Genomic DNA, 25,889 nt, shown 5'->3' on the forward strand with positions numbered 1-25,889 from the left:
TACCTACCCCCGTTTCCTTGCATACTGCCACAGCTTCTTGATGTCTTGCTTTGGAACATCGCAAATTTCAATCAAAAAGTCATTTACAGCTTCGGCAAAATCCTTATCTACCTTAAGATCCACCCTTCCATCATGGACCCAATCAATTCTTCGCTCCGGACTACTGATGTAACTGATTTTTGAAGTAATCACTGGATAATATTTATCCACATACTTCAGTCCAAGTCCGCATTCTTCTTCTATGATAAGCAGTACAGTAGGCATTCGTTTCTGATCCAGCAACATATCTACGTTCTCCATAGCCTGACGTTCATAGGTGGTTGCGAAGACAATAATCTCCTCCTCAAGACCCTCAGGATACCCATGATGCCAGTCATACAGAACGATATCCGGTTTGTCAGCTACGCTTGAATCAGCAATCTTTATACCAGACACTTCGCCTTCAAAATACTGATAATTCCTGCTGTTATCCGAAATAATCATGACATCGTTGTTGAAATAACTTTTCAACAGAATAGCCGCTGCCAGTATGAAATCGTGCTTCTCGCAATCCCCTGCGACAACAATGTGCAAATCGGTCACTCTCCTTCCAGCAGACTGTCATCTGTGGTTGCTTCTTTATTCGTCACACCCGCTGAACTCTGGTCTGCACTTGAATCGATCGGCGCTTGATTGGTCCGATCTATCACTCCGTTCACGGATTGGCTGTCATCAACTTTCGCAGCTTCCTCTGCTGCCGCCGCTCCCTGCACAGCCTTTCTCTGGATCACACCACTGCCGCTTGGTGCCTGTGCTCCCACACGAATTCTATCTTCATCCTCCATAACTTCGAGCCGTTTCTCCAGTTCCTTACGAAGATTGGCAGCAAGACTCCACTTGGCCTGATCTATTATGAAAGGATTATCCTTAATTACTCCAAGTACATCCAGATTAGGGACATAATTGACTACAGGTTCAGGCTGAAGCTCCGGTTCTACGTACTGTTTCATATACAGCTCTGCGTTATTTATGTATGCATCCACCAGGGCAGCTTGCAGGAGCTGTGCTTCTTCTTCATTGTCATTAAAAAATGTATATTGATTCGCTAAATCTACGTCCTTCAGCGACTTCTTTCCTACGACTATGTAATCCTCGCCATTTGGGAAAACTATCCGAATATCTACGACATCTTTTTTCGTTAACCGAAGCGGCAGTTTAATATATTCAGTCTCTTCTTTTCGTTCTGATGGCTCCAATCTCGCTTCATCACGTACCATTTCAGTAGTTACCGCTGTGCCTGACAATGCATCAATCTTCAAGTACTTGCCTACAATCGCTTTAGACTCACTGATCAGATTATCCGGTGAGGAGAATTTGGGTAGCTTCTCTTCCATTACATCCTCAGCGGTAATCACCTCTCCAGCTAGCTTTGGAGATATCAGAACATAGGCTGTCTGGGATTGATCCATATAGCGCTGCAAGACTTCATCTTTATCATTCAGCTGTTCTTCGTAAACTGCCCGCTCGTCGATCAGCTTAGCGTTATAATGGCGATAAGTTGCAAACCATACCCCGGATGTGGCAACGGCAACAAGACAACCTGATAGGATCGTATATCTCAGTATTTTTTTCCGCTTACGTATTGCCACTTCAAGACCTCATTTCCATCCCTATTTGATTTTCCCTTTCGATTTTGCGGCCGCGGCTGCCGCTGCTGCCCGTTCGGAGGCTTGTCTCTCAGCTTCCTTAAGTCTGGCTGCCTCCGCTCTCTCTTCCTCCACCTGCAATTTATCTGCATATTTCATCATATTTGATTCAATTTGGGCTACGGCAGCTTTAAATTCGTTCATTTTTTTAATCCATTCCTCACAATGCTGCTTAAACTCTTCCCCACCCAAATCTACCCAATAACCAGACACTCCTGTGATTGCCGCTCTCATCTTATCGCTGCACTCCTGGGCAGGGGAGAGAAGTCGATGGCAATCAAAAGCAATGCCCCTAACCGTACCTGAATTCATACCCAGCCTCCTGATTGATAATTACCGGCTCTCCGGAACAAATGAAAATCCTATGCCTATTAATAACAAGGTCACAAACAAGACCGTCCCAACAATTCCCCAGAGCAGCGTTTGCTTGCGAAAGAGCTTTTTCTGAACGGTCAGCAGCTTCATTACCCATTCGACAGCCGCTTTATCTGGATACAAAGGATCTTGATGTGCAGGCATCAGAGTCGTTTGAATTTCTGCAAAATCCTTTTTTAACATTTGTAATACTTCCTGATGTCCATTTTCCAGCAGTAACCTGCACCGCTTGCGCTCAAAAGGGTTAAGGGTGTTCAGCTTCTCTTTCAGCAGTTCATACTTCCACATAGCCCCGTTGCCTACCAAAATAGGAATTTGCGAGTTCCACCACAGCTCGAGTCCGCTGGTGCCCTTCCGCTCCCGATGGATATCCACCCATAGAATGATATGCGTGAACTCACTGGCCAAAAGCTCCGAAATATCCCACGAATACCCTCTGCGATAGAAAGTGACTCCTTCATATTCGAACATGGTTGAAACCGAATCTTCTTTCTCACCCTTAAAAACAATCTGTTCAAGCGAACTGATTTCGGGTCTGTCATCTCCGCATACCAGAGGCTTCCAGCCCAGTTCTGCCAGACCCGCAGCCAGCAGAAATGCCGCCGCACCTACATCTTCTTCCCCTCCGACACCACAAACTCCGATAACAAGTGGTACATTGCTGCCCAGAATTCTCGCACTCACTGCTGGCGTAGATTTCTCTTCTACCGGAATAGATTGTTCCAGACTCTCCAGCGTTTCCGCTTCGGCTAACGACGGGGTCTCCTTTCTGGCCGAAGGCCCCGGTCTAGGCGGAGTTGATCCTGCTGAAGAGCGAGGAGCAACGGATGGTCTCCTGTTGGCGGCATCTGCTACAGTTCTGGAACCAGCCACTGGCTGTGGACGGGTAAGCGACTCCACCGGTCTCGGAGGAGCAGACGGTGCCTCTTCCACTGCCGCGTCAGAAGCTGCTTTTGATGATGAGCCTTTAAACGAAGAAAAAAGGCCTTTCTTTTTACCCAGGATATGATAATAATCCCTTGTAGTTTTTTTCTCTTTGATCCAGTTCAGAAGATCATCGCCCTGGAATTCCGTAGTAAACTGAAGATCATGTATGTTCATATTTACCAGGGTCCGTATAAATTCAATATCCGTTTGCAGCGCCGGGTCTAACTGGACAATCAGCCGCGTATGTTTAAGATATTTACGGATCAGCGTCATGAAACTGATTATATCCGCAGCCTTGACCGGTGTGCCCAGACCCGCGCCGCCCTCCATAATTACAATAGATGAAGGATCGACTTCCTTGCTACTGAAACCACTTATAAAACTATGTAATGTAGAATGTTTACCGGAAATTACATAACCCTCATGCTCCAGCGACCTGGATAGCAGCATTATAAGTTCAGGTGAGCAGACTAAGTGTACGCTTTTCATAGGAATCCTCCTTTACGATCTCCCAGCTCAATAGGGCAAAATACGAACTATGGCTCCGTCCCCTTGTATAATCTCTGCGAGAACAGCATGCGGCCCCAACTCAATCCATTCTTCGCCCGTACGGCTGGCTTCACATTTAAATTCCCAGTTATCCGGAAGCCAGTTGGCTTGCTTAAGTAGCTCGATACATTGCCCTGTAGAAATAGAAAGAGAGACTTCCAAATCCAAATACTTCTCTCTTTCACCTTTAAATACAAAAGTAGTCAGTGCAGTTGACATAGTCTGATCCCCCAGATTTGTTAAGCTTCTTGCAGCCAATTACATAATTCATTTACTACTGTAGACAAGGATTGCGTGGTTTGACTGGCGTCTTCTTCCCCCCCGCTCAGCAGCCACATTTGATCTTCATGAATCAACAGGTTCAGTTCGCGAATCACCTGTGCCTCCTCGGTAATACATTGGATTTCTGCCAAGGAAGTTATGAATGCACCTGCTAGTAGAGACTTCCCCACCCACGTTTCAAAATCCACTTCTTTATTTATCGCTTTTTGTAATTTATCTTTATCGCTCAATTCCCACACTAAAGGGATTCTCTCAATGACCTGATACATCAGCTCATGTAATGCATAAATCTCCTGAAGCTTATAAGTGTTACTTTCCGGCTGATGCTCAAGTTCAAACCAAACTTCATCCTGAACAAAATAGAAGACCTTGCAAGTCTGTTGATTCGTATGCATAAGCTGGCAAAAATAAGATTTGCAGCTGGATGCAACAGCGATACCTCTATGAAGCACTTCATTCACTTTGGCGAGCCCCGCAAAATCAACCTCTAAATATCCCTTCACTTCCAGCGACCTCACCTGAGCATCCATTAGGGAGCGTAAATTACGCTCCGACTCGTCTTTGAGATCGATTTCCAGACCTGGAAAACTAGTTCCTCCTATCAAAGCAGTCAAATAGATAATTTCTAAAGGATGCAATTCAAACATTTCACGAGCCGGCTTCATCGCTTTTTTCACCTGCTTATCTATAGTTCTGTAATCATTTTGAGGCGTGAAATGGCCCCCTCAGTTAGCAGTATCGCTTCAGTATTATCCAATACCTCGTTCAGCTCATGGTATTCCATACTCTCGAGTAGTGGAGCATAAGACAAATGATCATTGGGTCTTCCATCGGACAACAACGCATGTCCACTGTTAATCAGTTCACCCGCAAAATCAGTGACCAATTGCATTTGATTCAGTTCAAACGAATCGCTGCCGACCAGCAGCATTACACCAAGTCCACCGCCAAACCTCGCTATCCGCTCCAAATGATCCAGTGAATCATTCTCCATCAGATCAAAAGCGGACTTAAGATGAGGCATTACAATGACGAGAAGCGGATACTTAGACAAAATATACTCTGCCTCGTCAAACTCTTCACGGTTTTGGGCATCTGCAAAAGCTTGCCGGGCATCATTTTTCCTTAGTTGCAGCTGATCCACTAAAGATTGTGTGAGCTGTAAAAACTCTTCAGCTGTACTCATATAGCGCGTAATCGTTGAACTAGCTTTCAGACTCGGTATACTGACAACACCACTGTCAAACAGATGGAATTCCATATTTACTTCGCCTGCCGATTTATCAAGAGCTTGTATTAAGGCGTTAAATCTAAAGTCCACATGCTTTTGAGTAGTATAAGACACTACAAAATTGCTAACCTGCTTTACATTAATCTCTACTGGAAGTGTAGTATCCCAATCCAGCCCGAGCGGTACCAGATAATTCCCCTGCGGTTGTTCCTTCGGCACACGTTCCAAAAGCTCTGCCAGTGAAAGCTTGTCCGGGATCACTGAAATCCCCACAGGGTTATTCACTCCTGCCACTGCTTTCATCTCCGAACTAATCCGGCGGAGAGAGGCAGCAATCTGATCATCAGAGCTGCCATCCACAGGAAGCGCGGTATGAAATTCCAGAATCCGGTTATCTTTGAGCAGTCCGCGCCCTACGGTATTCGTTGGCTCCATCCCTTCTGTTCTGCCCAGAATACTGGAATAATCCAATCTATCAGACATTTGATATACTAGAGCCTGCTTAATATTCTGGCTGATTCGGTAAGGATAAGAGTTTACAGCATTGGCAGCGAACACGAAGTATATCCCGTAATTACCGCCTTCACGCACCAACTTGGAAAGCTCTAAGATAAAGTCATCATAGGCTTCTGAGAATCCTGTGTAATTATCGAGCAGAATAACAATATAAGGAACCTTCTCTCCAGTGGCCGCACTGTACGAGATCAAATTGCTGATTCCAAGCTGAGAAAACTTACGTTTGCGTTCATCCAATTGGGACAACAACCAACTGATCAGTTTTCCAAGCTTTTGTTCATCCTCTGGAAAAATAATATCCCCTACATGTGGAAGCTCGTGGAATACTCCCAAGGTACGTGTACCAAAATCCAATATATAGAAATGAACGTAATCAGGTTCATATTTCAAGGCGAGGGACATGATAATTGTCTTTAACAGCGTAGTCTTACCGCTGCTCGGTGCTCCATAAACCAGTAAATGTCCATCCTGATTAAAATTAATATCCAGATTGTATTGCTCCTGATCTGACGGATTATCAATTCGTCCAACGGTGGCAATAAGATTCTGATCTGGCTGCTTCCATGATTGCCCATCCCAGATCTGATTCTGATCCATAACATCCGCTAAAGTCATAGTCTCCGGAAGAGGAGGCAGCCACAGCTGAAAGGCCTCTCCGATCGATTGCTCAGCAGAAATGGCAGCTATATGATTAACCACAGCCTGCAGCTCACTTAGTTGCCCGGCATGATCACTGTTTTTCCCCTTCGGAATCAGGGCTCTGCGTTCACCACTTAGTGAAACGATATCCATCTTTGGACTTCCATCCTGATCTGTCTCCCCTGCTTGATAAGGCGCTCCGCTCCAGGAGGATTGGAACAAAGTGAATACCTCATTATTACCAACTTGCAAATATCCACGGCCTTTTTCTTTGATCTCTGCCGCCTCCGTGCGTTTTAGCATCTCCTGACTATCCGAAGGTGTCTGCACCTTCAGACATAGCTTAAATCTGGAGTTACTCCAGATCTGGTCATCAACTACGCCAGAAGGTTTTTGTGTTGCCAATATTAAGTGAATCCCCAAGCTTCTTCCGACCCGTGCCGCACTGACTAGCTCTTTCATAAATTCCGGTTGATCTGATTTAAGTTCTGCGAACTCATCTACCACTATGATCAAATGCGGCAAGGGAAGGTTAACTTCTTTATTACGGTAAAGAACGATGTAATTATCAATGCTGGTCACTCCGGCTTCACTGAACAGTCGCTGTCTCCGCAAAAGCTCACTTTTGATGGAGGCAAGGGCCCGATTGATCTGATTACCGCCAAGATTGGTGATTGTTCCCACCAGATGTGGAAGTCCAAGAAAAGCATTAGCCATTCCTCCACCCTTATAGTCGATCAGTACAAAAGCAATCTCATGCGGATGAAAGTTCACTGCCAGACCCAAAAGTAGAGACTGAAGCAGCTCACTTTTCCCCGATCCGGTAGTGCCGGCTACTAGACCATGTGGACCATAGCTTTTTTCGTGCATATCGAACAAAAGAAATTTCCCGCCTGCCCCGAGCCCCAGAGGAATGGACAATGTACGGTTAGCCTGGTTTTTTGACCAGCGCTCCATTACCTTTAGAGCCTCTACCTGCTCAACCTCAAAGCTCTCCAGAAAAGTCACCATTGGTGGGATATAGCTGTTATTTTGACCTTCCTTAATTCTGAGCGGAGACAAAGAACGGGCAAAAAACTCTGAATTTTTTTTATCCAGAGAATCGGCAGAAAAATAATCCGCTAAATGACTTAACAGCTGATTAGTATCTTTTCGAACCATCCCCCTACCATCCTTGATTTCCAGAATCGCCTGGGAATTCAGCGGCAGCGCAACATCAATCTTTTCCGATGTAAAAATGCTGGTCACCCCAAGTGAAGCATTACCCGAGAGCAAATACTTCATCATATCCGTGCTGTCCCACAGTTCAGGAGCAAAAACCAGAAAAACATAATGCGGGGTCTGCATTGGCTGTAGTCCATAACCATTCGTGCTGTTTTCTTCTCTTTTTCTAAGCTCTGGAAGTAATTCATCCGCAATATTGGAGGCATCAAAGGATGTTGTAGCCAAACTTCTCTGGCTTCGATTTTTATTCCATGTATGGGGCAACCATTTCAACCATTCCCAGTGTTCCAGATCATCAGGCTGCATCACGCATATTACTCTTACATCATCGTAGCCTTGGTGTGTTGTTAAATGAACTAGAACACCATTGAGGAAATCACGAACCTCCTGCTGTTTGCCGTATATTCCGAGCGTATTAATATTCCTTAGCGGTATGTAGACCGGAATATCTCGCACAAAATACATCTCTTCGCATATTTTACTGGCGATTTCTTCAAGTGGGTTGTCATCGTCAATTGCTTTCGCTTTCGAGCTATATATTGGCACCAGAGCAATCGGCTGGATACCAACACCAACCCTGAGATTCAAAAAGTCATCTTCAATTCCGGTTTTTTCCCACAACTGCTTGCTTCTCCCCCGTACGATTTCTACGCAGGATTGAATACTTGGATGGATATATGTATAGGCTTCTCGTTGCGTACTGGCGGCACTTTGTAAATCATTACGAACCTGGAATAAGTAGTTGAGATATTTTTTTTCAAGTTTTTTGTTCTGTTCATGATGTTTTTTCACACTGGATTTATAATTCAAAATTGAAACCATGACCGTCAGAACAGTCATACCCATGGTTGATATCAGCATGGTAAACGACCTGGTCAATGTTGACATAAATATAGAGATGACTAACATCCCGATGGGGGGGACTATAATCGTCAACCAAGAGAAGGTTGGTTTTCCCGATGGTCGGGCAGGATCCTCCAAAACCAATTCACCTTCCGGGTAATTTGGTTTAATTCGAGGGGTTCTTTGTACCTGATTAGTTAGCATTTCTTGAGCACTCATCTTTTTCATCACCACTGGATAGGAATTTTGGATTAACAAGAATAAATAGTGTAAATTTTAAATAAAAAATAAATTATTTTCCAATTTAGGAGATACATACTGCATTATCGGTTCGACGACTAAATAGTTTATATTTTCCATAACATTTTTTGCTAAAATGGTTCAAAGCTCCCCAATAAATTACCATTATTTTCATAAAAGTAAAATTACTAGTGTACATAGATCCAGTTCTAAGGTCACCTCATCGCACTTTCTTTTTGATATAATTTAAGACATTTGGCACATTTACTTTTTTTATTTCTTTTTGTTCATCTTACTTCTCAGGACTAAAATTACGAGTTTTTTGTATCCAATATTCCATTTTAGACCCTATGTATTAGACCATTTCTACCAAACTGGAGTGAATTCATACATTTGGAAGGAATTAACCCGTGAAAAAACTAGGAAATCCCTGCTAACTCGAACTATTTCCCGGTATCAAATCTCATATATGTTTAAGCAAATGTAAACAGACAACCTCGTAAGAGGCTGCCTGATGTAGTGTTTACGGGCAGAATGAGATCATTTTACGTGAGGGGGATGAGCTGGACGGAATTTATTTTTAAGTTGAGGGGCGTATTAAGGTTTCTTCTAGTGTGGGAACAGGAAAATCCTTGTTATTACGGTTCTGCTCACCCTTGTCATTATTCGGGGACATTGAATACTCGCAAGAGGTTGTGGTCCAATCACAAGTGGAAGCCGTACAGCAAACCACCCTCTTATTTATCTCAAAACAAAAGGTTGGATCTGACCAAATGGATAACCATAGCTTTAAAGATTTAATGCAGAAACATCTTTCTTACAAGCTTCTAACCTACACATCCGCATCACGAACGAACTTACTAGGCGCTGTCGAGGAACGACTTGCAAGTTATTTATTAACGATACAGCTACAACGGGAGTTTGGAAAAAAAATTCAGACGCCATACATCCCAGATATAGCCTCTTTGAATGAGACTCCCATCGCCATTTAAACCGTGTCATTCAGCGGCTCACCGACATGGAGATCTTATATAAAGTTAAGCAAGAAATTGTTGTACTCGATTGGGAGCATTTGGATGAGTTATCTAACGAAATAAGATTTGAATAACCTAAAAGTCCATCATTCAATTGAGGATAAAATGATCGATGTCATCATAACGGATATCGATCTTTTCTCCGTTTCTTTTGACAAGATTTATATACAGAGGAGCTGCATCAACACTTCCGCCACCAACTAATACATGGTAGTCATCATTGATTTCATATTTGCGGATGTACAACCTGAACCAACGTTTTCATAGAGATAACCTTCAAAATCCATCCACGACAACACCTCGCCTTGCTGAGCTAGATCACGTACTTCATCAATGGACAATATCTCAACTTTTTTATCACCACAGGCTGAATGTATAAATCGTCAAAGCAAACAACAACAGCATTATCAAGTTACGCTTATTCTCATTCATAAACCTCCCAACTCTATCGGGATCTTCCCTACATTGAAAGGCACACCTTCTGGTGCGTTTAAAAATGGCTTGAATTTCGGGAGTTCAGCTAAGTGCTCGGAATTCTAATTAGTTAACTTACCTGTATATGTTGACTGGTCGTTACCAGATTTCTTTCTTGCACCGACATCATCTTTGCAAGTGTCAGTTATGTTACGGACAAAGTCCTATTCTTTGAATAACACCTTACTATAGTTGTCGTGCTCTCCATCTTAAAAGGTGCGCTTTTTCTTTTTCAGTATCACTATAGTTATATAATATTTAACAAGTACGATTAATTTTGAAAAAACCGCAGATAACAAAGGTAACAAAAAACAGGTCAATCATGGTGGTATCTGACCATAATCGACCTGTTCTATGTAACGCCTTATTGTTAATTAGGTTATAACTTTCAAGCATTACTGTGCGTACAAACGAAATGACAAAATCTCTATACGGGTATTACATAGGTTAAGTGTGTTACTGGTTGATTGATAGGTTTATTCGGCACTGAGTAGCTCCCAACGAAGAAAAAACCTTAATAAGCCTAAGCTAAATTAAGTACCTCTAACAACTCTAGTCTCGACCATCTAATTTGGCGACATATGCAATCTCCCTCATGAAAGATGTTACAGCATGAGAATTTTCCAGATCATCCTCATCCAACATCGACCAATAATAAATAGTATTCTTATGAATACTAATATCTTGAAGAAGATGATATCTGATCAGACTAGCTGAACTCTCCTCAGCCTTACTTTCTAATATAGCATCATTGAATGATGAAATAATAATAATCATTAAAGCAAACTTTTCGTCTATGTTTAATTCGATATTTTCATAGGCGTATAAGAATTCGGTTATTCTTGAAGAGTCCGACACTTCATATTCCCAGTCTTGTGAAAATTCATCAGGAGCCGGTAATTTAATTTTCTTTACAAGACCTTCTACAGCACTCTTAGTAACATACTCCGGGTATACATTCTCCATGGTTATTGCTCCTTTTAATTATTTTCCTATTCCTGAAGGATGAGCACTGCTATATGGAAAAGCACACCTAATTCCACCATCCTCTTTCACTATCACTCTAGCCATATCAGGTTTTATTTCAGTACCATCTGGCAAGTATCCTCTCGACTTAATAGATGATGGTAATTGAACTTCATGAACACCAGGGCCCTTTTTCGCCATCTCTGCAAGAAAATCTGCCGCACTGTTCTCATCAAGCCATTGGCTGATTTGATGTCCCTTCCCTCTGGCTCTATCTATAAGCTGATATGGATTTTTCTTAGCACCGTGCTCTGAAAAAGTATGACCATACGTGGGAGTACTTTTAGGATTTCCCCATTTGAAATTATTGGCAGATTGTCCCGTCCCCTCAACCTTACCACCTTTCACATCCCCAAACCCATTCATCTCATTTATATAATGCTCCTGCACAAATGTTTTGGGCAGTGGATTCGAATCCATGGGGATCTTTCCTACACTGAAAGGCACACCTTCTGGCGTGCTTAAAAATGGCTTGAATTTCGGGAGTTCAGCCAAGTGTCCGGAATTCTGAATGACTTTATTAAGGTCTTTCACGCCTTCCATCGCTTTAGTGGCAAAATCTTGTACCCCATCGGCCACTTTTCCTACCTTTGTACCCTTAGTCACAGATAGCCCCGGTACCAATACAGAAGCAGCTGCACCCAGCATGGAAGCCTTTTCCTCCGGCGTTCCTTCATTAAAGTTATGATACATCTTCTTCGCTGCTTCTGCCAATACTTCTGGATGTTGCATGAGATAAGATGCTGTATCTGCCATTTCCTGTGTCGTCTTCTCCGGGTCTATGACAAAATGGAATGTAAACGTCACTGTATCCACTACACCCATAACGGTTTCCTCGATAAGAGATCCTACAAATGCCCGCGTAACCGCATCCGCTTGTAACACTTTTTTCCGCCATTCGGTCATTCCGTAGGTTGATTCCAACCACAAATAATATGCCGATAACGAATTGGTTTCGTTAGGTTTTAATACATGCGCATTAAAATAGTTGAGTGTTATCTCATTCTTATTGTTATATGCGGTAATCGGTGTCCCATCTGGAAGCTCCATCGGCGGAATATTCAGTCGTTCCCCTACGAGTTGGCGCTTAGCCCAGGCTCCCTGATCTCCTGGTTCCATCGCCATTCGGAGCATCAGCAGATACGATTCATTCTGAACTAATGGTACGCTGCTGGTAGTAATCGACGGATCATAATCACACGCCTTAACCGCTGGTTTCTTGAAATAACCACTTAGATCCTTACCTGCTTGGTAATGGACTTCGTCTATGCCTAGATATTTCAGCTTTTGGCGTGCGTCTTCCGCCAGCTTATGCATTGCGTCCATTTGAGCCTTGTTTCCAAACGCTTGATAGACTTTATATGCGGTCTGCGCTTTTGCAATTTGATCCCGTGCCTGGTAGATATCCATCAGCTTGCTATGGGCTGCAATAGAGTCGATCGTTCCCAGCCCGGAATTCTTAACCGTTGTTTGGAGTTTCTGCACCAAAGGATCGCTATTCAACTCATCCCGTCCCATTAAAGCAGCAATCGAGGTGATCAGTTTCGTGACCATCTTCTGGGCATACGTTGGGATCGGAAACTGTCCACTTGCACTGCCTCCCCCAAGTTTTCCGAACATCCCTCCAAGAGTGCTAAACTGCTGAAAAAGTTGATTAGCCTGCCTCTTGTTCTCATCCTGTGCACCTTGAACACCTTTTACTGCAAAACGAATAATATCTTCAAGCTTTTCAGCTTCTACCGTCAGTTCATTGATAAGTGTCTGAGCTCGTATCAAATCTGAACCCAGCGGAATACCCCCCCAGTTATTGGTCTGACCTCTCAGCTGCAAGTACAGCCGGTTGGTATCTTGGCTTACCTGTCTGATTTTTGTCTGCAGGCGTTCGACTTCATCTTCTTTAAATACCATTTTGTCCAATGCCATTTATGACTCCAGTTCTTACACTTAGACCATCCAATGCACTACTTCCTTCGACCCCTCAGGTCTTTATGTACTACTTCATCTTTAAAAACCTAAGTAATTGGAGCGCACACCTAACCTATATATCGGCTTAACCTCCCATTATTTTACTCTAAATCCTTTCTTTTATTTTTTTGATTCTAATCACTGATGTAAGAATAAGTAGATAGCAAAAAAACAGGTTGATTATGGTGGTATCTGACCATAATCAACCTGCTAGACGTAACGCTATTGCATTATGTAAGTTATAAAATTCAAGAGTTGATGAGCGTACAAAGGAAATGACTAAATCTCTATACCTGTATTACATGGATTAAGTGTGTTACTGGTTGAATAATGGGTTATTTTATAACCTCCTATGTATCTGTTAATAAAAAAATAATCACAAACTCATTGCTAACATTAACAAGTAAATCAGAATAACTCTCCTCTAATCTACATTTGAGTTCATTCATTTGAGGGAATACTTGTACATATATATAAATCTCTGTGATTTTATGGCTATCAGGATCAAGAAACATTGTAACATTCTTAATTGGGATTCCCTTTTCTAAATATCAAGAGTAGATCAACTAACAAACCATCGAGAGGCTTTTCAAAGGAAATCTTTTTGTAGTGCATCCCATTCATGATCAATAAAAGTAAACCAATTAGGGGTTTCAAGCTTGCCCTTTAACAATCCAGATAATTTCCATTTCCTTATGCCAATGTGGTGTAGTTAATATACTGCCATCGTTCTAAATACAGCGGTACGGAAAGGCTTTATCCAGTCGTGGGAATTCCAAATAAATGGCCATCTGATCATCTCTCTTACTTATTTAGTAGATTTACTATTGAAGCTGTAACGTAAGAAGAGCTATCCAGTACCCAACCAGGGAAGCATGGACAGCAAATTTTAGGGATCGTTAATGATTCAATTTCTCTCATTTCGTAATTGCTCCACCGTCCCTACGAAACTGCTTGGGGGTCAAGCCAGTGTATTTTTTAAATAACTGTGTATAGTAACTTTGGCTGCAAAACTTAAACATCAAAGCGATTTCGGAAATAGACTGATTCGTGTGAATGAGGATCGACTGCGACTCCTCAATTCTACGCCGGTTGATAAATTCCGTGAGCGGCATGCCCGTTTCACGCTTGAAGCGGTCGGACAAATAACTGGGATGCACACCGACATGCCGAGAGATCAGGCTAAGGTTCAAATCTTGAAACAAATGCTCGCGTATAAAATATACGGATAGATTGACAATATGTGAATAGTGAAGATTCTCCTTTTGCTGGCGCATCACTGTAATGAATTGCAGGACCATTTCATATTCGTATCGATGAAGTGCCTCAAGCTCCGTCGTAGCTTCCACCGCACGAATGAACGTATCACTCAGCTGAAAAGCTGTCTCAGGGTCAACACCACCCCGGATAATCGCACGTGTAAACAAGGTGCAGGATGCAATCATAGCGTTTTTCTTGGAGCGCAGCGGATATCGGGCTAGCGTAGCAGCTTCCATTGCGTTAATTCTATGCAGTGCTTCCAGTGCCCGGTTCTCGTCACCGAGTCGGATCGCTTCCAAAAGCTCATGTTCATAATCCAGCGGAGGATGGACAAATCCCTCTGACAGCTCCACAGAACGTGTGGACCAATATTCCGGCAGTTTATGTTGTCCTTTAAGTTGATCCATACTTGTTAACCTCACCTAAAAATTTTGATAATATCCTAAATAATTTAGTATAATTCTAGCCCTTTCGGACTTAAAATTCAATTCATAACCATCAAGGGAGGAAACATAAGCATGAGCTGGAGCATTGCCAATCAGGGATTGTCGGCAGATACCCTACTGAATTTGGAAAGTATTTTTGCGCTGGGGAATGGATATTTGGGCGTGCGTGGCAATTTTGAAGAAGGGTATTCCGATAAAGAAATCCGCAGTATCCGCGGAACATATTTGAACGCCTTTCACGATGTGATTGACATTCCCTATGGGGAGAAGCTATTCGCCTTTCCAGGTACCCAGCAAAAACTGGTTAATATTATAGATTCCCAAGGGATAAATATTTATATAGGCGAAGATATGGAGCCATTTGCACTTACAGCAGAGAATGTCCTCGCCTATGAGCGTAACCTCCATCTGGACAAGGGATACTCGGAGCGTAAAATCCACTGGAAATCCCCCTCCGGTAAAGAACTCAAGCTGCATTTCCGTAGACTCGTTTCTTTCACTACCCGTGAACTTTTTGCCATTCATCTGACTGTTGAGCCTGTCAATTTCACCGGTCCAATCCGGGTTGTCTCTCGTGTAAATGGCGATGTTAGCAACTATACGAACCCGAATGACCCGCGTGTAGCTGCAGGACATTCCAAACGCCTGAGTGTAGTAGCGTGCGAAGCTCGGGGTGAATATGTATGCCTGGAGAACGTGACGATGGCTTCGGCCCTGCGGACCTCCTGTGTTACCAGGCATGAATGGGAAGGTGAATGGCAGGTTGAAACTCAGGCTGGAGAAACCGATGCTACAGTGACGGCAAACGCCTCCTTGTCTGGGCCACTATCGTTGACCAAATGGAATGTCTATACCGATACACTACGACATGAGCAAATGCTTGTAGATACCGGTATTCAGGTACAAGAATCATTGAAGCACCTCTCCTTTGAAGACATGCTGGAACAGCAGGAGCATTATTTGGCTGACTTCTGGAAGCGTTCCGATGTAGTCATCGAGAACGACTTGTCGCTTCAGGAGGGCATACGTTTCAACCTTTATCAGCTGCTGCAATCAGCCGGACGAGACGCGCATAGCAACATCTCCGCTAAAGGCTTATCCGGTGAAGGGTACGAAGGCCATTATTTCTGGGACACGGAGATTTATATGTTCCCTGTGTTCCTGATGACTTCGCCTGACTTGGCCCGGCAGCTCCTATTGTACCGGTATTCCAAGCTGGAGGAGGCAAGGGAACGTGCTAAAGAGATGGGCCACGCCCAAGGTGCATTGTTCCCATGGCGAACGATTTCAGGTACGGAATGTTCCTCCTTCTTCCCATCCGGCACAGCTCAATATCATATCAGCGCCGATGTAGCCTACAGCTATATCCAATACCATCTAGCGGAAGAAGATGACACCTTCTTGCTCGAATACGGCGCCGAGGTGCTATTTGAGACAGCACGGCTTTGGATGGAGATCGGTCATTACTACGAAGGTAAGTTTCACATCGATGAAGTGACTGGACCGGACGAATACACATGTCTTGTGAACAACAACTATTACACCAATGTAATGGCCAAACATAATTTAAAATGGGCGGCACGCAGTTTTGCGCGGCTTCAAGAATATGACGAGGCTGCATTCCAAGCTTTGTGTGTGCGCCTGCATGTAACTGGACCAGAAGCAGACAGCTGGCTGAAGGCGGCGAATGCCATGCTGCTTCCTTACGACGAGAAGCTAGGCATTAACCCGCAGGATGATACTTTTTTACGCAAAGCAGTCTGGGATTTCGAGAATACACCACCGGAGAAACATCCGCTGCTGCTGCATTACCACCCGCTTACCCTGTACCGTTATCAAGTCTGCAAGCAAGCGGATACCGTACTGGCTCATTACTTGCTGGAAGACGAGCAGTCGCAAGAAACGATTCGCAAATCGTATGATTATTATGAGCAAATCACTACCCATGACTCTTCTCTGTCCTCTTGCATATTTAGCATCATGGCCTCGAAAATCGGATACAAGGACAAGGCGTATAACTACTTTATCGAGACTGCACGACTGGATCTCGATAATACACACGGCAACACCAAAGACGGATTACATCTCGCTAATATGGGTGGAACGTGGATGGCCATTGTGTACGGTTTTGCCGGAACACGTCTTAAGGAAAACGGCCTATCGCTCGCTCCGTCCCTACCTGCGGGCTGGCAGAAATATAACTTCCGCCTCACCTTCCGCGGACGTCTCATTGCTGTAACCATTCGCGAGGAAGGCCTGGAGCTGGAATTGTTAGAGGGTGAAGCACTTGATCTAATTCTCTACGGCCAATCGGTAACTCTGGGCAACGAGAAGCCGGTAACTCAGGCGTTGCAAGCCTAATTCATAAGGAGAGATACACAATGAATGCAACATCTCAAATTCAAGCCGTAATCTTTGATCTAGACGGCGTTATTACCGATACCGCAGAATACCATTATCAGGCTTGGGGCATGATTGCGAAAGAGCTGAGCCTCCCGTTCACCCGAGAATTCAATGAGAACCTCAAAGGTGTATCGCGCATAGCCTCACTGGAGTTGCTACTTGGACAAGCGGCAACTCCGCACACCTACTCTCCCGAAGAGATTGAGGAGATGGCGAACCGCAAAAATGAGTTTTATCAGCAGCTCATTCAGCAGGTAACCCCGGCCGATGTGCTGCCTGGCATTTCTGAATTGCTCGCCGAGCTGAAGAACCATGGAGTGAAGACTGGCATTGCCTCCGCTAGCAAAAATGCCTTTACAGTTATCCGCCTTCTAGGTATGGAGAAAGACTTCGGAGTTATTGTAGATGCAGCAAAGCTTGCTCGCAACAAACCAGACCCGGAAGTGTTCCTGACCGCCGCCGATGCGCTTGGTGTAGATCCGCAATTTTGCGTCGGGGTTGAAGACGCAGTCGCCGGGGTAGAAGCGATCAAAGCGGCAGGTATGTTCGCTGTATATATCTCCTTACAGGAGAACTTGTCCATCGCTGATATGAACTTGAACCACACTGCTGAACTTAACTACTCTGAGCTAAACCAGCAGTTCGCTGCTATAAAGAATAGAGTAAGCTAAATAATTGGGCTTCCCAGTCTCAATATATGTAAGTCACAAACTAAGCCGGCAAGCTCCTAAAGGGAGCTTGCCGGCTTTTGTTTGAAATATACTTTTCAGAACACCGACTTCTATTCGCCATTGCGGGCATCCTCACAGCATTCCAGCTTTATCAGACCTATCTTTAAAAAGCTTCTTTATAGTGAGTCCAAATAAAACACAGCAAGTCAGTGCCGCACAAAAATCAGCAATAGGCTCAGCAATAATCACTGCATCTGTTTTCGGGCTAATAAATGTCGGGAGCAAAAGTACTAATGGAATAAGCAAGATAATCTTACGCAAGATCGCGATAAAAATAGAAACTCGTGCTTGTCCCAAAGCAATAAATACTTGTTGAAACGCTAATTGAATACCAAAAATACAAGTGCCAAGGAAAAATATCTTCATTAATCTAGCTGTCAGAGCCACAAGCTCAGGATTATTGGTAAAAATGATAATGGGCAGCTTCGGAACAAAAATGGCCACGCCCCACATCGACAATCCGAAAGCTGCGCAAAAAACACTGCAATATAAAATGGTGGATTTTACACGTGCGAAATCGCGAGCTCCATAATTATAGCTAATAATAGGCTGTGCCCCTTGCGCAAAACCAGATAACAACGTCCCAAAGATTTGCATCAGCGTGCCCATAATCCCCATGGCAGCAACGTACATATCGCCTCCAAATTTAGCTAAGGACGTGTTAAATACAATTTGAATTAAACTTTCGGTCGACATCATAATAAACGGAGAAAGCCCCAATGCAAGTACACTTGCAGCTTCTTTAGGTTTAATGCGCATATTCGATAGACGCAAGCGCAGATGAGCTCGTTTAGAGATTAAGAACCCTAATACCCAAATAGCCGAAATAAATTGGGCAATTACAGTTGCCAACGCTGCACCCTTAATGCCCATATTCATCTCAAAAATAAAAATGGCGTCAAGGACGATATTCACAACCGCTCCAATACATACCGTGAGCATGGCTGTTTTGGCGTATCCTTGTGCTGCAATGAACGGATTTAATCCTAAAGAAATGAGCACCGCCACAGTTCCTAGAAGGTAAATGCTTAAAAAATCGTTGGCTAGCGGCAATGTATCGTGGCTCGCCCCGAATAACGTTAAGAATGGCGACTTAAAGATAAGAAACAAAGCGGTTAGGATTATGGATGCCATCAGCAGCATAGTAAAACAACTTCCCAGTAATTCTTCTGCTTTTTTATGTTCTCCTTCGCCCATCTTTATGGAAGCTAGGGGTGCCCCACCAGCTCCGATTAGAGCTGCAAATGCTGAAATCAACATAATGATCGGAAAAGATATCCCTATAGCGGATAAGGCTAGCGTTCCCCCCTCCTCCATTCTTCCAAGAAACATCCGGTCAACTACACTGTACATGGCATTGATTAGCTGAGCTATAACGGCAGGAATAGCCAATAAGAAAATAAGCTTGGGTATACTTTGGTTGGCAAAACGATCCTTCATTTGATTATTCATTTATTCATTTCCAATATAGCTTCCCGGAGGCTTTTAGGAAGCTTTTTGACAACCATATCGTAGGAATGGTCTATCATGTCAAAGACATCCGACGCTGACAAGGAACCATCGATCATGATTGAATTCCAGTGCTTTTTATTCATATGAAAGCCTGGTCGAACGCAATCATGTTGCTCTCTTAAGTTCTCCGCAATGATCGGGTCACATTTTAGATTTAAGCGAACAACCTTCCCTGTTTCCTCAAAAATAAGTGCGAACATTTTATCAGCCACTTTGATGACCAATGGAGTAGGCCCAAACGGATGCTCCTGAGTCGCCCCTTTCTTTTTCAAACAATATTCGATGATGTTATTCTTCAACTCTCTCTCTCCTTTGCTGATCAACAATCTGATCATTTCTGCCATTAACCATGTTTCTTAATTATATCATTTTGTTCTGCTGAGCAGTTTCTGCATAATTTCTCAGGGAGGAAATCATGAACTTATCTAGGATTGTTAATTAAGAGCTAACCAAAGGAGCTATTTCATAGTTTTGGGTAGCTCTTATTTTTTGAAGCAGACGAAAACTGCAACATCTGAACATTTATGGGCATACTACATACGTTTAAATTTAAATATAAAGGAGCTTTTTTATGACAGGAATTTTAGGTGGCAACCCCAAGGATGAACCGATGCATTATGGAGAGATCTTTAGTGTATGGCAAGCTTCGATGGTAGCAAAGGGGGCCCTTTCGTGTTACCGAGCTTACTTGTATCATGCCGGTGATAATGATCTCAAAAAAGTATTAGGCGCATTAATTGATCAAGCCGAGCTTGAGGTTAGTGAGTGTGATACGCTGCTGGCAGATAACGGGATTGCTTCAGTACCAGCGATGCCGAATAGACCCGAAGCCAAGCTTGAAGATATTCCTGTAGGTGCACGATTCACGGATCCCGAGATTGCTGCTAAAATTGCTGCTGACACTGCTACAGGATTGGTAGCTTGTAGTCAGGTTATGGGTCTTTCTATCAGAGAAGATATCGGTGCATTATTTGCAAAATATCACCTAACTAAAGCAGCGATAGGCGTTAAAATCCTCAATTTGAGCAAGAAAAAAGGTTGGTTAATTCCTCCCCCACTTCAGGTAAAAAGACCAGAGTCTGAATAAGATTGTACCCTGAAAAGGCCTTCGATAAATCGGAGGCCTTTTTGGGTTGTCCTACAAAATGTTTCCTTTGAATAGGCTAGTACTACACACAAACATTAGAGAGGAGGGAATGCTATCAATACTTTCATAGGATATATTTTTCTTGGTCTTTCGCTATCCGCACCTATTGGTCCTATTAATGCCGCTCAACTGGACAATGGAATTCGTAAGGGCTTCTGGCATGCTTGGGTAGTGGGGCTTGGAGCCATAAGTGCTGATATCATATTCATGTTACTAGTTTACTTTGGGGTGATCCATCTGCTCGAATCCCCTTTTATTAAAGCATTCTTGTGGTTATTTGGTTTCTTTGTGCTGGTGTATACGGGCATAGAGAGCATTAAAAATGCTGGTGTGATTTCTGAACCCGGTATGAGAAGCAGTGATTCATCTTTAACTAAGTCTTATTGGTCCGGTTTACTGATGTCTTTATTCAATCCGCTTTCCATATTATTTTGGCTAGGGATATACGGGTCCATTTTGGCCAAAGCGGCCATGGAGTATCCGATGCAACAGCTGTTGATTTATAGCGGAGCTATTGTACTCGGAATTTTGATCTGGGATGTATCTATGGCGGTCGCCACAAGCATGTTTCGTAAAGTCCTGACAATCCGTGTTTTAAAATCGATCTCCGTGCTGTCAGGTCTTTCGCTTGTTGGTTTTGGGCTTTATTTTGGTATACAAGCTGCTCAGCTATTGTTTTTTCATTAAGTTTTGTTTTTTTGGGGGTCTAATGATTTTTGTCGGACCCTTTGAGTAATCTATTATTCCCTAAATTTCTAACAATAAATTTCCTTTACTCGCTTCCTTTTCCGTATCAACGGTATATTTCTTACGAACACGTGTCACGATCCAATTACACACGGCGATCAGTGTGACAAGCAACAGACTAATATATAACCCTGGGCGGCTGAGTGAATGAAAAAGAGTACCTGTGACCGCGAGCCCAATGAGCAGCAATCCTAGCCAACGTTTAATCGTGCTAAACCAACTTCCTTTTAACAGTTTTCCAGAAGACAGCAGGATAAACGACCAATTGTACAGCAGCATTAACCCAACCGCAGTAGTGATATACTCATACACTTTTCCTGGTAACAATAGTGACATCACCACTGCCGCCGTAATCCCAACGGTGATCAAAGTAAGGGCATAAAAAGGATATTTATCCTTCCACTTCCGAGAAAATAACTTCGGCGCATCTCCTTCTTGAGACAGGGTAATCATCATTGAAGTTACAGCGTAGAGTGACGCAGTCATTGTAGAGAAGCCAGCGACAATCAACACTCCGTTAAATAAATGAGGCACGAAAGCCAAATGATCACTACTTAGCGCTAGAACAAACGGACTTTCTTTTGAGTTAAACGCACTAAACGGCACCATGATACAGCTAGACCAATAGACAAGATGTATACAATAACCAAAGCGATCAGCATAACCTTTCCTTTCTTTGGTGCATCCTCCGGCTTTAGGTACCGCTGGGAACCAAAAGCGCGAAAAAATAGATAAAGCAGTTAGTTGACTACCCATGATTAACAACTCCGAGAACCAATAAACCCAGCCACTGCAGAAACCCGCCCAGCTACCAAACGCTTTTTTTTGCATATGAACGAAAAGATCCTTGCTCTGGTTGTTCTGCTGTCATACGTGAAAGAGCATCAAATACTATATACGTTCCAATAGCAGCCAAGATGTAAGCGATCAGTACTGCAGGCCCGCCTATAGAAATCGCTAAGCCTGAACCTAAGAAATACCCGGTTCCAATTGTACCTGCAACGCCTAATAAGCTTAACTGCCACCACTTCAATTTCTTTTCATTTTTTGAATTACGAGAAGCTTGGTTCAAAGAATTCAGTCCTTTTGTAAAGAAGATATAAGCTCACCTTCTGAATTTTACTCTCACTCCAATAAGCTGTCCTTATACTCTTAACTACATGCAGACGTATAAATTTAAAAAGAGTAAAGCGACCTATTGGTCGCTTTACTCTTTTTTAGTATCACTCAGAATACCCGCTTCTGATTCCGGTCATCAATAATAATCTGCACAGCTTCTTTAAACCGAATCGCATGAATAATTTCCCGCTCCCTCAGGAACTTAAGGCTATCCTGCAGATCCACATCATCCGTCATATCAATCAGCCACTGGTATGTAGCCCGAGCCTTTTCTTCAGCCGCAATGTCCTCATAAAGATCAGCCAGTGGGTCACCCTTAGCTTGAATATAAGCCGTTGTAAAAGGTACGCCTGAGGCATTATTGTAGAACAAGGCATGATCATGTGCTGCAAAATGCGGTCCTAATCCAGCTTCCTCTAATTCGCAAACCGACGCATCCTTTGTCAGCTTGTAGATCATCGTGGCAATCATTTCGAGGTGGGCGAATTCTTCTGTAGAAATATCGTTCAAAACGCCAATAACTTTATCCGGAATCGTGTATCTTTGATTCATATAGCGCAGGGCTGCGGCGAGCTCACCGTCGGCTCCTCCGTATTGCTCACTTAAATAACGCGCCATCCGGATATCACATTTACCGACCCGTACCGGATATTGCAGCTTCTTCTCATATATCCACATTCGGGAACTTCCCCTCCTCTAGAAACTTAGTTCCTTACAGTACACACTTCTTACACCTGCCAAGGCCAAGGAGCCTGATTCCATTCCCACGGACATTTCGAATAAGCGCGACCAAAATTCTGCAGCGGACCATATAATTCCTGAAATTGATTCGCTAGCTTAGTACGTTCCTGAGTCAGCTGATTAAATTGTTCAATACTTCTTAAATCATCTGGATGAGTGTTCAGATATAAGTTTAACTCCACCAAGGCAAAATCAAGAGTCTGCAGCTGTTCAAGCATTTCATAATATCGTTGATCGCAAGGGTTTGCCTCCATAGTCTACTTTCCTCCTCCTTTGCACTTAGATTCATACGGGCTGAACAGTGCTGGCCAGAGCGTGCCATACTTCAAAGCTTCCTGTAAACTAAACTGCGGAAGATCGGGTGGCTGAAAGTTAATGAACTGATTCGGTGGAACTACATATGTCTTGAATGGTACCGGTGGGCAAGGATCAAACGGGCCCCTAAACGGGGTATACCTCCGTAGCTGTGATTCCATTTTTCTTACCTCCTTTGTTCCTGTTCCTTGTTTATTACTCCCTTAGCTAACTTATGACAGCAGGACACATTATAAAACGTTATTTATAAAAAAAGCACTGGAGCAAGATTGTCATACAATTGCACAACAAATAAGCTGCCTTCGGAAAAGTACCGAAAACAGCTTATAACTTGGATCTTATTGAATATTAAGATCTAGACTTCATTTTTTTGACGAATCTTCGTGGGTAATCTCAAGGATATCCAACATAAAAACAAAGATGGGAATGCCAAGAAGAAGTCCCCAGACACCTATATAATGCTCAGAAAACAACAACACGATAAAGGTGTAGAACATCGGCAAATTCATTTTTGTGGACATCAACTTGGGATTCAAGAAATAGCCTTCGATAAAATGTAATACCGCAATAATCGCCAGCACATAAGTGACTGTTGTCAGACCGCCGATGTTGTAGCCGATGATTAGGAGCGGAATGAGCGAAATCAAAAAACCAACCACCGGAATGAGACTGAGCAGAAAAATCAAGATCGATAAGGCAAATAAATATGGGAAGTTAAGCAGCCACAAACCAATAATAGTAAGACAGGTGTTGAACAGAGCAATGAGAATTTGCGCTTCAATTACTTTCCCAAAGGAAACAATGAATTTTCGGCTAAAATACTCCAGATCTATATAAAACCAGGCAATTCGGCTCTCTCTCATTCTAGAAGTGAAACTGACGACCCGGTTCTTCTCCAGAATAAACACAAAACTTAGAATGGTCGATATAACGAAAGTCGCACCCCAGTTGCTAACCTTCAGCACATAATCGATACCTCTTTTTATATAGGACTGATAGTTAAGGTCCCTGAGCATATCATACAAATACAATGTAATCTTGTTCTGCGGGAGATCTTCTGGTTTGAGATTGGTAAGGAAGATGGTTAATTGCTTAATCTGTTCCAATACTTTAGGGAGATACTTAGCAAGGGCCAGTACAATCACTGCGATTAAAGCGAGGTATAAAATGACAATAATCACCTTACTGTTAACCTTCATAAATTTACCAATTCGTTTACTAAGCAATGTCTGAAAGCTGTTCATGACAAAAGCAATCAAAAACGTCAGTAACACCAGATTAAGCATCCCTCGAATACTGAACAACAGCAACCCGATAAGTGCGAGAATAAAAAAACGCCTGGTGGTTATATTCGCGTAGAATCGCTTCAATACATTCATAGATCTTGCTCCATTCGATTGCGATTAATATTGCTGATCATCCATTGGCTATAAAAAGGAAAACTTAGCCCCCACAAAAAAACCGATGGAAACAAAAAGGAGTGACCAGGTTAGCGCTCCTGCAGTCGTTATGAGTATATATTTTTTGAAAGACATAGCACTGATTCCAGAGATATAGCTTGATACATGCCTCAGACCGGGAATGAAATAGGCAATGAAAATCGCCCAGTTGCCGAACCGCAAAAACCATCTTTTCATACTGGCAAAACGCTTGGGTGTAAGGCCAACCCACTTGCCGAATTTTTCTACCACAGGTTGCCCTAGTCTTAAACCAATGGTATAGCTGATAAGCATTCCGGTGATAGATCCCATGAAACAAACCAATACCGAAAGTGAAAAGTCCAAAACCATAACGGAGGATAAATAGCCTACAAACAGCATTAACACCTCATCCGGTACAGGAAGTCCGATAATCCCAAGTGCCATAAGGGCAAATATGGCTAAATATCCGTACTGCGAAATGATCTCAATAATCCAAGGCATGGGTGTATCACTTCCTGTTGAAGGATTTTTTAAGTGACGGAAATGGGATACGACTGACCATCATTACGGACAGTATTGCCATTAATACGATGACTAGTCCTGGTTTTATGCGTTCATCTAGTAAAGAAATCATCGACAGAATGACTCCAGCAGCAGTAATGGGCATCCCCACGAACCCTTTGGAAGGTGCCGATAGATTAAATCTGGCCAAACGAAGTGCACCACAGATCAAAAAGAATACTGAAGCTGCAGGTCCAATCCAGTGAGCATCTTCTAACCTATACAATAAGATAAGGAAGGTTGGCGCTAAACCAAATGATATAATATCCGCCAATGAGTCCAATTGTTTACCGAATTCACTGGTACATTGCAGTATCCTTGCCAGTAATCCATCGAGTACATCGCATATTGCCGCAAGCAATATCATAAATAAAGCCAGGCTGTATCGTTCTTGAATCGTGAAATACAAAGATAGTGATCCGAGTCCCAAGTTTGCAAGTGTGCACATTGAAGGCAACCAATTCAATTTCATACGA

Annotated in this window: 24 protein-coding genes and 1 pseudogene; 5 read left to right on the forward strand and 20 right to left on the reverse strand. The window is 43.0% G+C overall.

What is annotated here, in order from left to right:
- Positions 1–3: 3 nt before the first annotated feature.
- From ACFWMP_RS05835 to essC, 7 genes are read right to left on the reverse strand one after another with little or no spacing between them, the layout of a single operon-like run.
- The gene (locus ACFWMP_RS05835; RefSeq protein WP_094878481.1) at positions 4–573 is read right to left on the reverse strand and encodes a hypothetical protein; all 570 of its coding nucleotides are present in this window, start codon (positions 571–573) and stop codon (positions 4–6) included.
- Positions 574–578: 5 nt separating this feature from the next.
- The gene (locus ACFWMP_RS05840; RefSeq protein ID WP_379422482.1) at positions 579–1,628 is read right to left on the reverse strand and encodes an SAF domain-containing protein; all 1,050 of its coding nucleotides are present in this window, start codon (positions 1,626–1,628) and stop codon (positions 579–581) included.
- Positions 1,629–1,649: 21 nt separating this feature from the next.
- On the reverse strand, positions 1,650–1,997 hold the full coding sequence (locus ACFWMP_RS05845) for a hypothetical protein (RefSeq protein WP_379422484.1): 348 nt from the start codon (positions 1,995–1,997) through the stop codon (positions 1,650–1,652).
- Between the two features lie 21 nt (positions 1,998–2,018).
- Positions 2,019–3,476 carry a hypothetical protein gene (locus ACFWMP_RS05850; RefSeq protein WP_379422486.1) on the reverse strand — a complete coding sequence of 486 codons (1,458 nt, stop codon included), beginning with the start codon at positions 3,474–3,476 and terminating at the stop codon, positions 2,019–2,021.
- Between the two features lie 27 nt (positions 3,477–3,503).
- The gene (locus tag ACFWMP_RS05855) at positions 3,504–3,755 is read right to left on the reverse strand and encodes a hypothetical protein (protein ID WP_076286996.1); all 252 of its coding nucleotides are present in this window, start codon (positions 3,753–3,755) and stop codon (positions 3,504–3,506) included.
- 20 nt (positions 3,756–3,775) lie between these two features.
- Positions 3,776–4,483, reverse strand: a complete 708-nt coding sequence (locus ACFWMP_RS05860; RefSeq protein WP_379422488.1) for a hypothetical protein — start codon at positions 4,481–4,483, stop codon at positions 3,776–3,778.
- A 20-nt stretch (positions 4,484–4,503) separates the two neighbouring features.
- The gene (gene essC, locus ACFWMP_RS05865; RefSeq protein WP_379422490.1) at positions 4,504–8,499 is read right to left on the reverse strand and encodes a type VII secretion protein EssC; all 3,996 of its coding nucleotides are present in this window, start codon (positions 8,497–8,499) and stop codon (positions 4,504–4,506) included.
- A gap of 668 nt (positions 8,500–9,167) precedes the next feature.
- On the opposite strand from essC, the gene ACFWMP_RS05870 reads away from it, so the two are divergent.
- A complete protein-coding gene (locus ACFWMP_RS05870; protein ID WP_379422492.1) occupies positions 9,168–9,503 on the forward strand; it encodes a cyclic nucleotide-binding domain-containing protein in 336 nt (111 codons plus the stop codon).
- 242 nt (positions 9,504–9,745) lie between these two features.
- Here the strand turns inward: ACFWMP_RS05870 and ACFWMP_RS05875 are convergent, their stop codons facing one another.
- From ACFWMP_RS05875 to ACFWMP_RS05890, 4 genes are all read right to left on the reverse strand, one after another.
- Complete coding sequence (locus tag ACFWMP_RS05875; protein WP_379422494.1) at positions 9,746–9,886, reverse strand: hypothetical protein; 141 nt, start codon at positions 9,884–9,886, stop codon at positions 9,746–9,748.
- A gap of 685 nt (positions 9,887–10,571) precedes the next feature.
- Positions 10,572–10,985, reverse strand: a complete 414-nt coding sequence (locus tag ACFWMP_RS05880; protein WP_379422496.1) for a hypothetical protein — start codon at positions 10,983–10,985, stop codon at positions 10,572–10,574.
- Positions 10,986–11,003: 18 nt separating this feature from the next.
- Positions 11,004–12,968: a hypothetical protein gene (locus ACFWMP_RS05885; protein ID WP_379422498.1), complete on the reverse strand. Its 1,965-nt coding sequence runs from the start codon at positions 12,966–12,968 to the stop codon at positions 11,004–11,006.
- A gap of 959 nt (positions 12,969–13,927) precedes the next feature.
- On the reverse strand, positions 13,928–14,677 hold the full coding sequence (locus ACFWMP_RS05890) for an AraC family transcriptional regulator (RefSeq protein ID WP_379422500.1): 750 nt from the start codon (positions 14,675–14,677) through the stop codon (positions 13,928–13,930).
- 111 nt (positions 14,678–14,788) lie between these two features.
- Between ACFWMP_RS05890 and ACFWMP_RS05895 the strand changes: the two genes are divergently transcribed.
- Together ACFWMP_RS05895 and pgmB are read left to right on the forward strand one after the other, a co-directional pair.
- Positions 14,789–17,077, forward strand: coding sequence for a glycoside hydrolase family 65 protein (locus ACFWMP_RS05895; RefSeq protein WP_379422502.1), 2,289 nt, complete (start codon positions 14,789–14,791; stop codon positions 17,075–17,077).
- A gap of 20 nt (positions 17,078–17,097) precedes the next feature.
- Positions 17,098–17,790, forward strand: a complete 693-nt coding sequence (gene pgmB / locus ACFWMP_RS05900) for a beta-phosphoglucomutase (protein WP_379422504.1) — start codon at positions 17,098–17,100, stop codon at positions 17,788–17,790.
- A 132-nt stretch (positions 17,791–17,922) separates the two neighbouring features.
- Here the strand turns inward: pgmB and ACFWMP_RS05905 are convergent, their stop codons facing one another.
- Positions 17,923–19,302, reverse strand: a complete 1,380-nt coding sequence (locus ACFWMP_RS05905) for an MATE family efflux transporter (RefSeq protein ID WP_042186397.1) — start codon at positions 19,300–19,302, stop codon at positions 17,923–17,925.
- On the reverse strand, positions 19,299–19,661 hold the full coding sequence (locus tag ACFWMP_RS05910; protein WP_042193530.1) for an MmcQ/YjbR family DNA-binding protein: 363 nt from the start codon (positions 19,659–19,661) through the stop codon (positions 19,299–19,301). Before ACFWMP_RS05910 ends, ACFWMP_RS05905 begins: the two co-directional genes overlap by 4 nt.
- A 272-nt stretch (positions 19,662–19,933) precedes the next feature.
- Between ACFWMP_RS05910 and ACFWMP_RS05915 the strand changes: the two genes are divergently transcribed.
- Together ACFWMP_RS05915 and ACFWMP_RS05920 are read left to right on the forward strand one after the other, a co-directional pair.
- Positions 19,934–20,449, forward strand: a complete 516-nt coding sequence (locus ACFWMP_RS05915) for a DUF3231 family protein (RefSeq protein ID WP_076284173.1) — start codon at positions 19,934–19,936, stop codon at positions 20,447–20,449.
- Positions 20,450–20,563: 114 nt separating this feature from the next.
- The gene (locus ACFWMP_RS05920; protein ID WP_339248484.1) at positions 20,564–21,196 is read left to right on the forward strand and encodes a LysE family transporter; all 633 of its coding nucleotides are present in this window, start codon (positions 20,564–20,566) and stop codon (positions 21,194–21,196) included.
- A gap of 60 nt (positions 21,197–21,256) precedes the next feature.
- On the opposite strand, the pseudogene ACFWMP_RS05925 reads toward ACFWMP_RS05920, so the two are convergent.
- The 7 genes and pseudogenes from ACFWMP_RS05925 to pssA all read right to left on the reverse strand — a co-directional run bounded on the left by ACFWMP_RS05925 (position 21,257) and on the right by pssA (position 25,885).
- Positions 21,257–22,328: pseudogene (locus ACFWMP_RS05925) on the reverse strand (amino acid permease).
- Between the two features lie 155 nt (positions 22,329–22,483).
- Positions 22,484–23,053 carry a manganese catalase family protein gene (locus tag ACFWMP_RS05930; RefSeq protein WP_042186391.1) on the reverse strand — a complete coding sequence of 190 codons (570 nt, stop codon included), beginning with the start codon at positions 23,051–23,053 and terminating at the stop codon, positions 22,484–22,486.
- 50 nt (positions 23,054–23,103) lie between these two features.
- Positions 23,104–23,370, reverse strand: a complete 267-nt coding sequence (locus ACFWMP_RS05935; RefSeq protein ID WP_042186389.1) for a spore coat protein CotJB — start codon at positions 23,368–23,370, stop codon at positions 23,104–23,106.
- Between the two features lie 3 nt (positions 23,371–23,373).
- Positions 23,374–23,592 carry a spore coat associated protein CotJA gene (locus ACFWMP_RS05940; protein WP_042186387.1) on the reverse strand — a complete coding sequence of 73 codons (219 nt, stop codon included), beginning with the start codon at positions 23,590–23,592 and terminating at the stop codon, positions 23,374–23,376.
- Between the two features lie 201 nt (positions 23,593–23,793).
- Positions 23,794–24,810 carry an AI-2E family transporter gene (locus ACFWMP_RS05945; protein ID WP_042186385.1) on the reverse strand — a complete coding sequence of 339 codons (1,017 nt, stop codon included), beginning with the start codon at positions 24,808–24,810 and terminating at the stop codon, positions 23,794–23,796.
- 48 nt (positions 24,811–24,858) lie between these two features.
- Complete coding sequence (locus ACFWMP_RS05950; RefSeq protein ID WP_042186384.1) at positions 24,859–25,353, reverse strand: DedA family protein; 495 nt, start codon at positions 25,351–25,353, stop codon at positions 24,859–24,861.
- A 7-nt stretch (positions 25,354–25,360) separates the two neighbouring features.
- Positions 25,361–25,885: a CDP-diacylglycerol--serine O-phosphatidyltransferase gene (gene pssA, locus ACFWMP_RS05955; RefSeq protein WP_379422509.1), complete on the reverse strand. Its 525-nt coding sequence runs from the start codon at positions 25,883–25,885 to the stop codon at positions 25,361–25,363.
- Positions 25,886–25,889: the final 4 nt, after the last annotated feature.

Origin of the sequence: Paenibacillus sp. NPDC058367 (assembly GCF_042723305.1) — a bacterium.
Taxonomy (GTDB): Bacteria; Bacillota; Bacilli; order Paenibacillales; family Paenibacillaceae; genus Paenibacillus_AQ.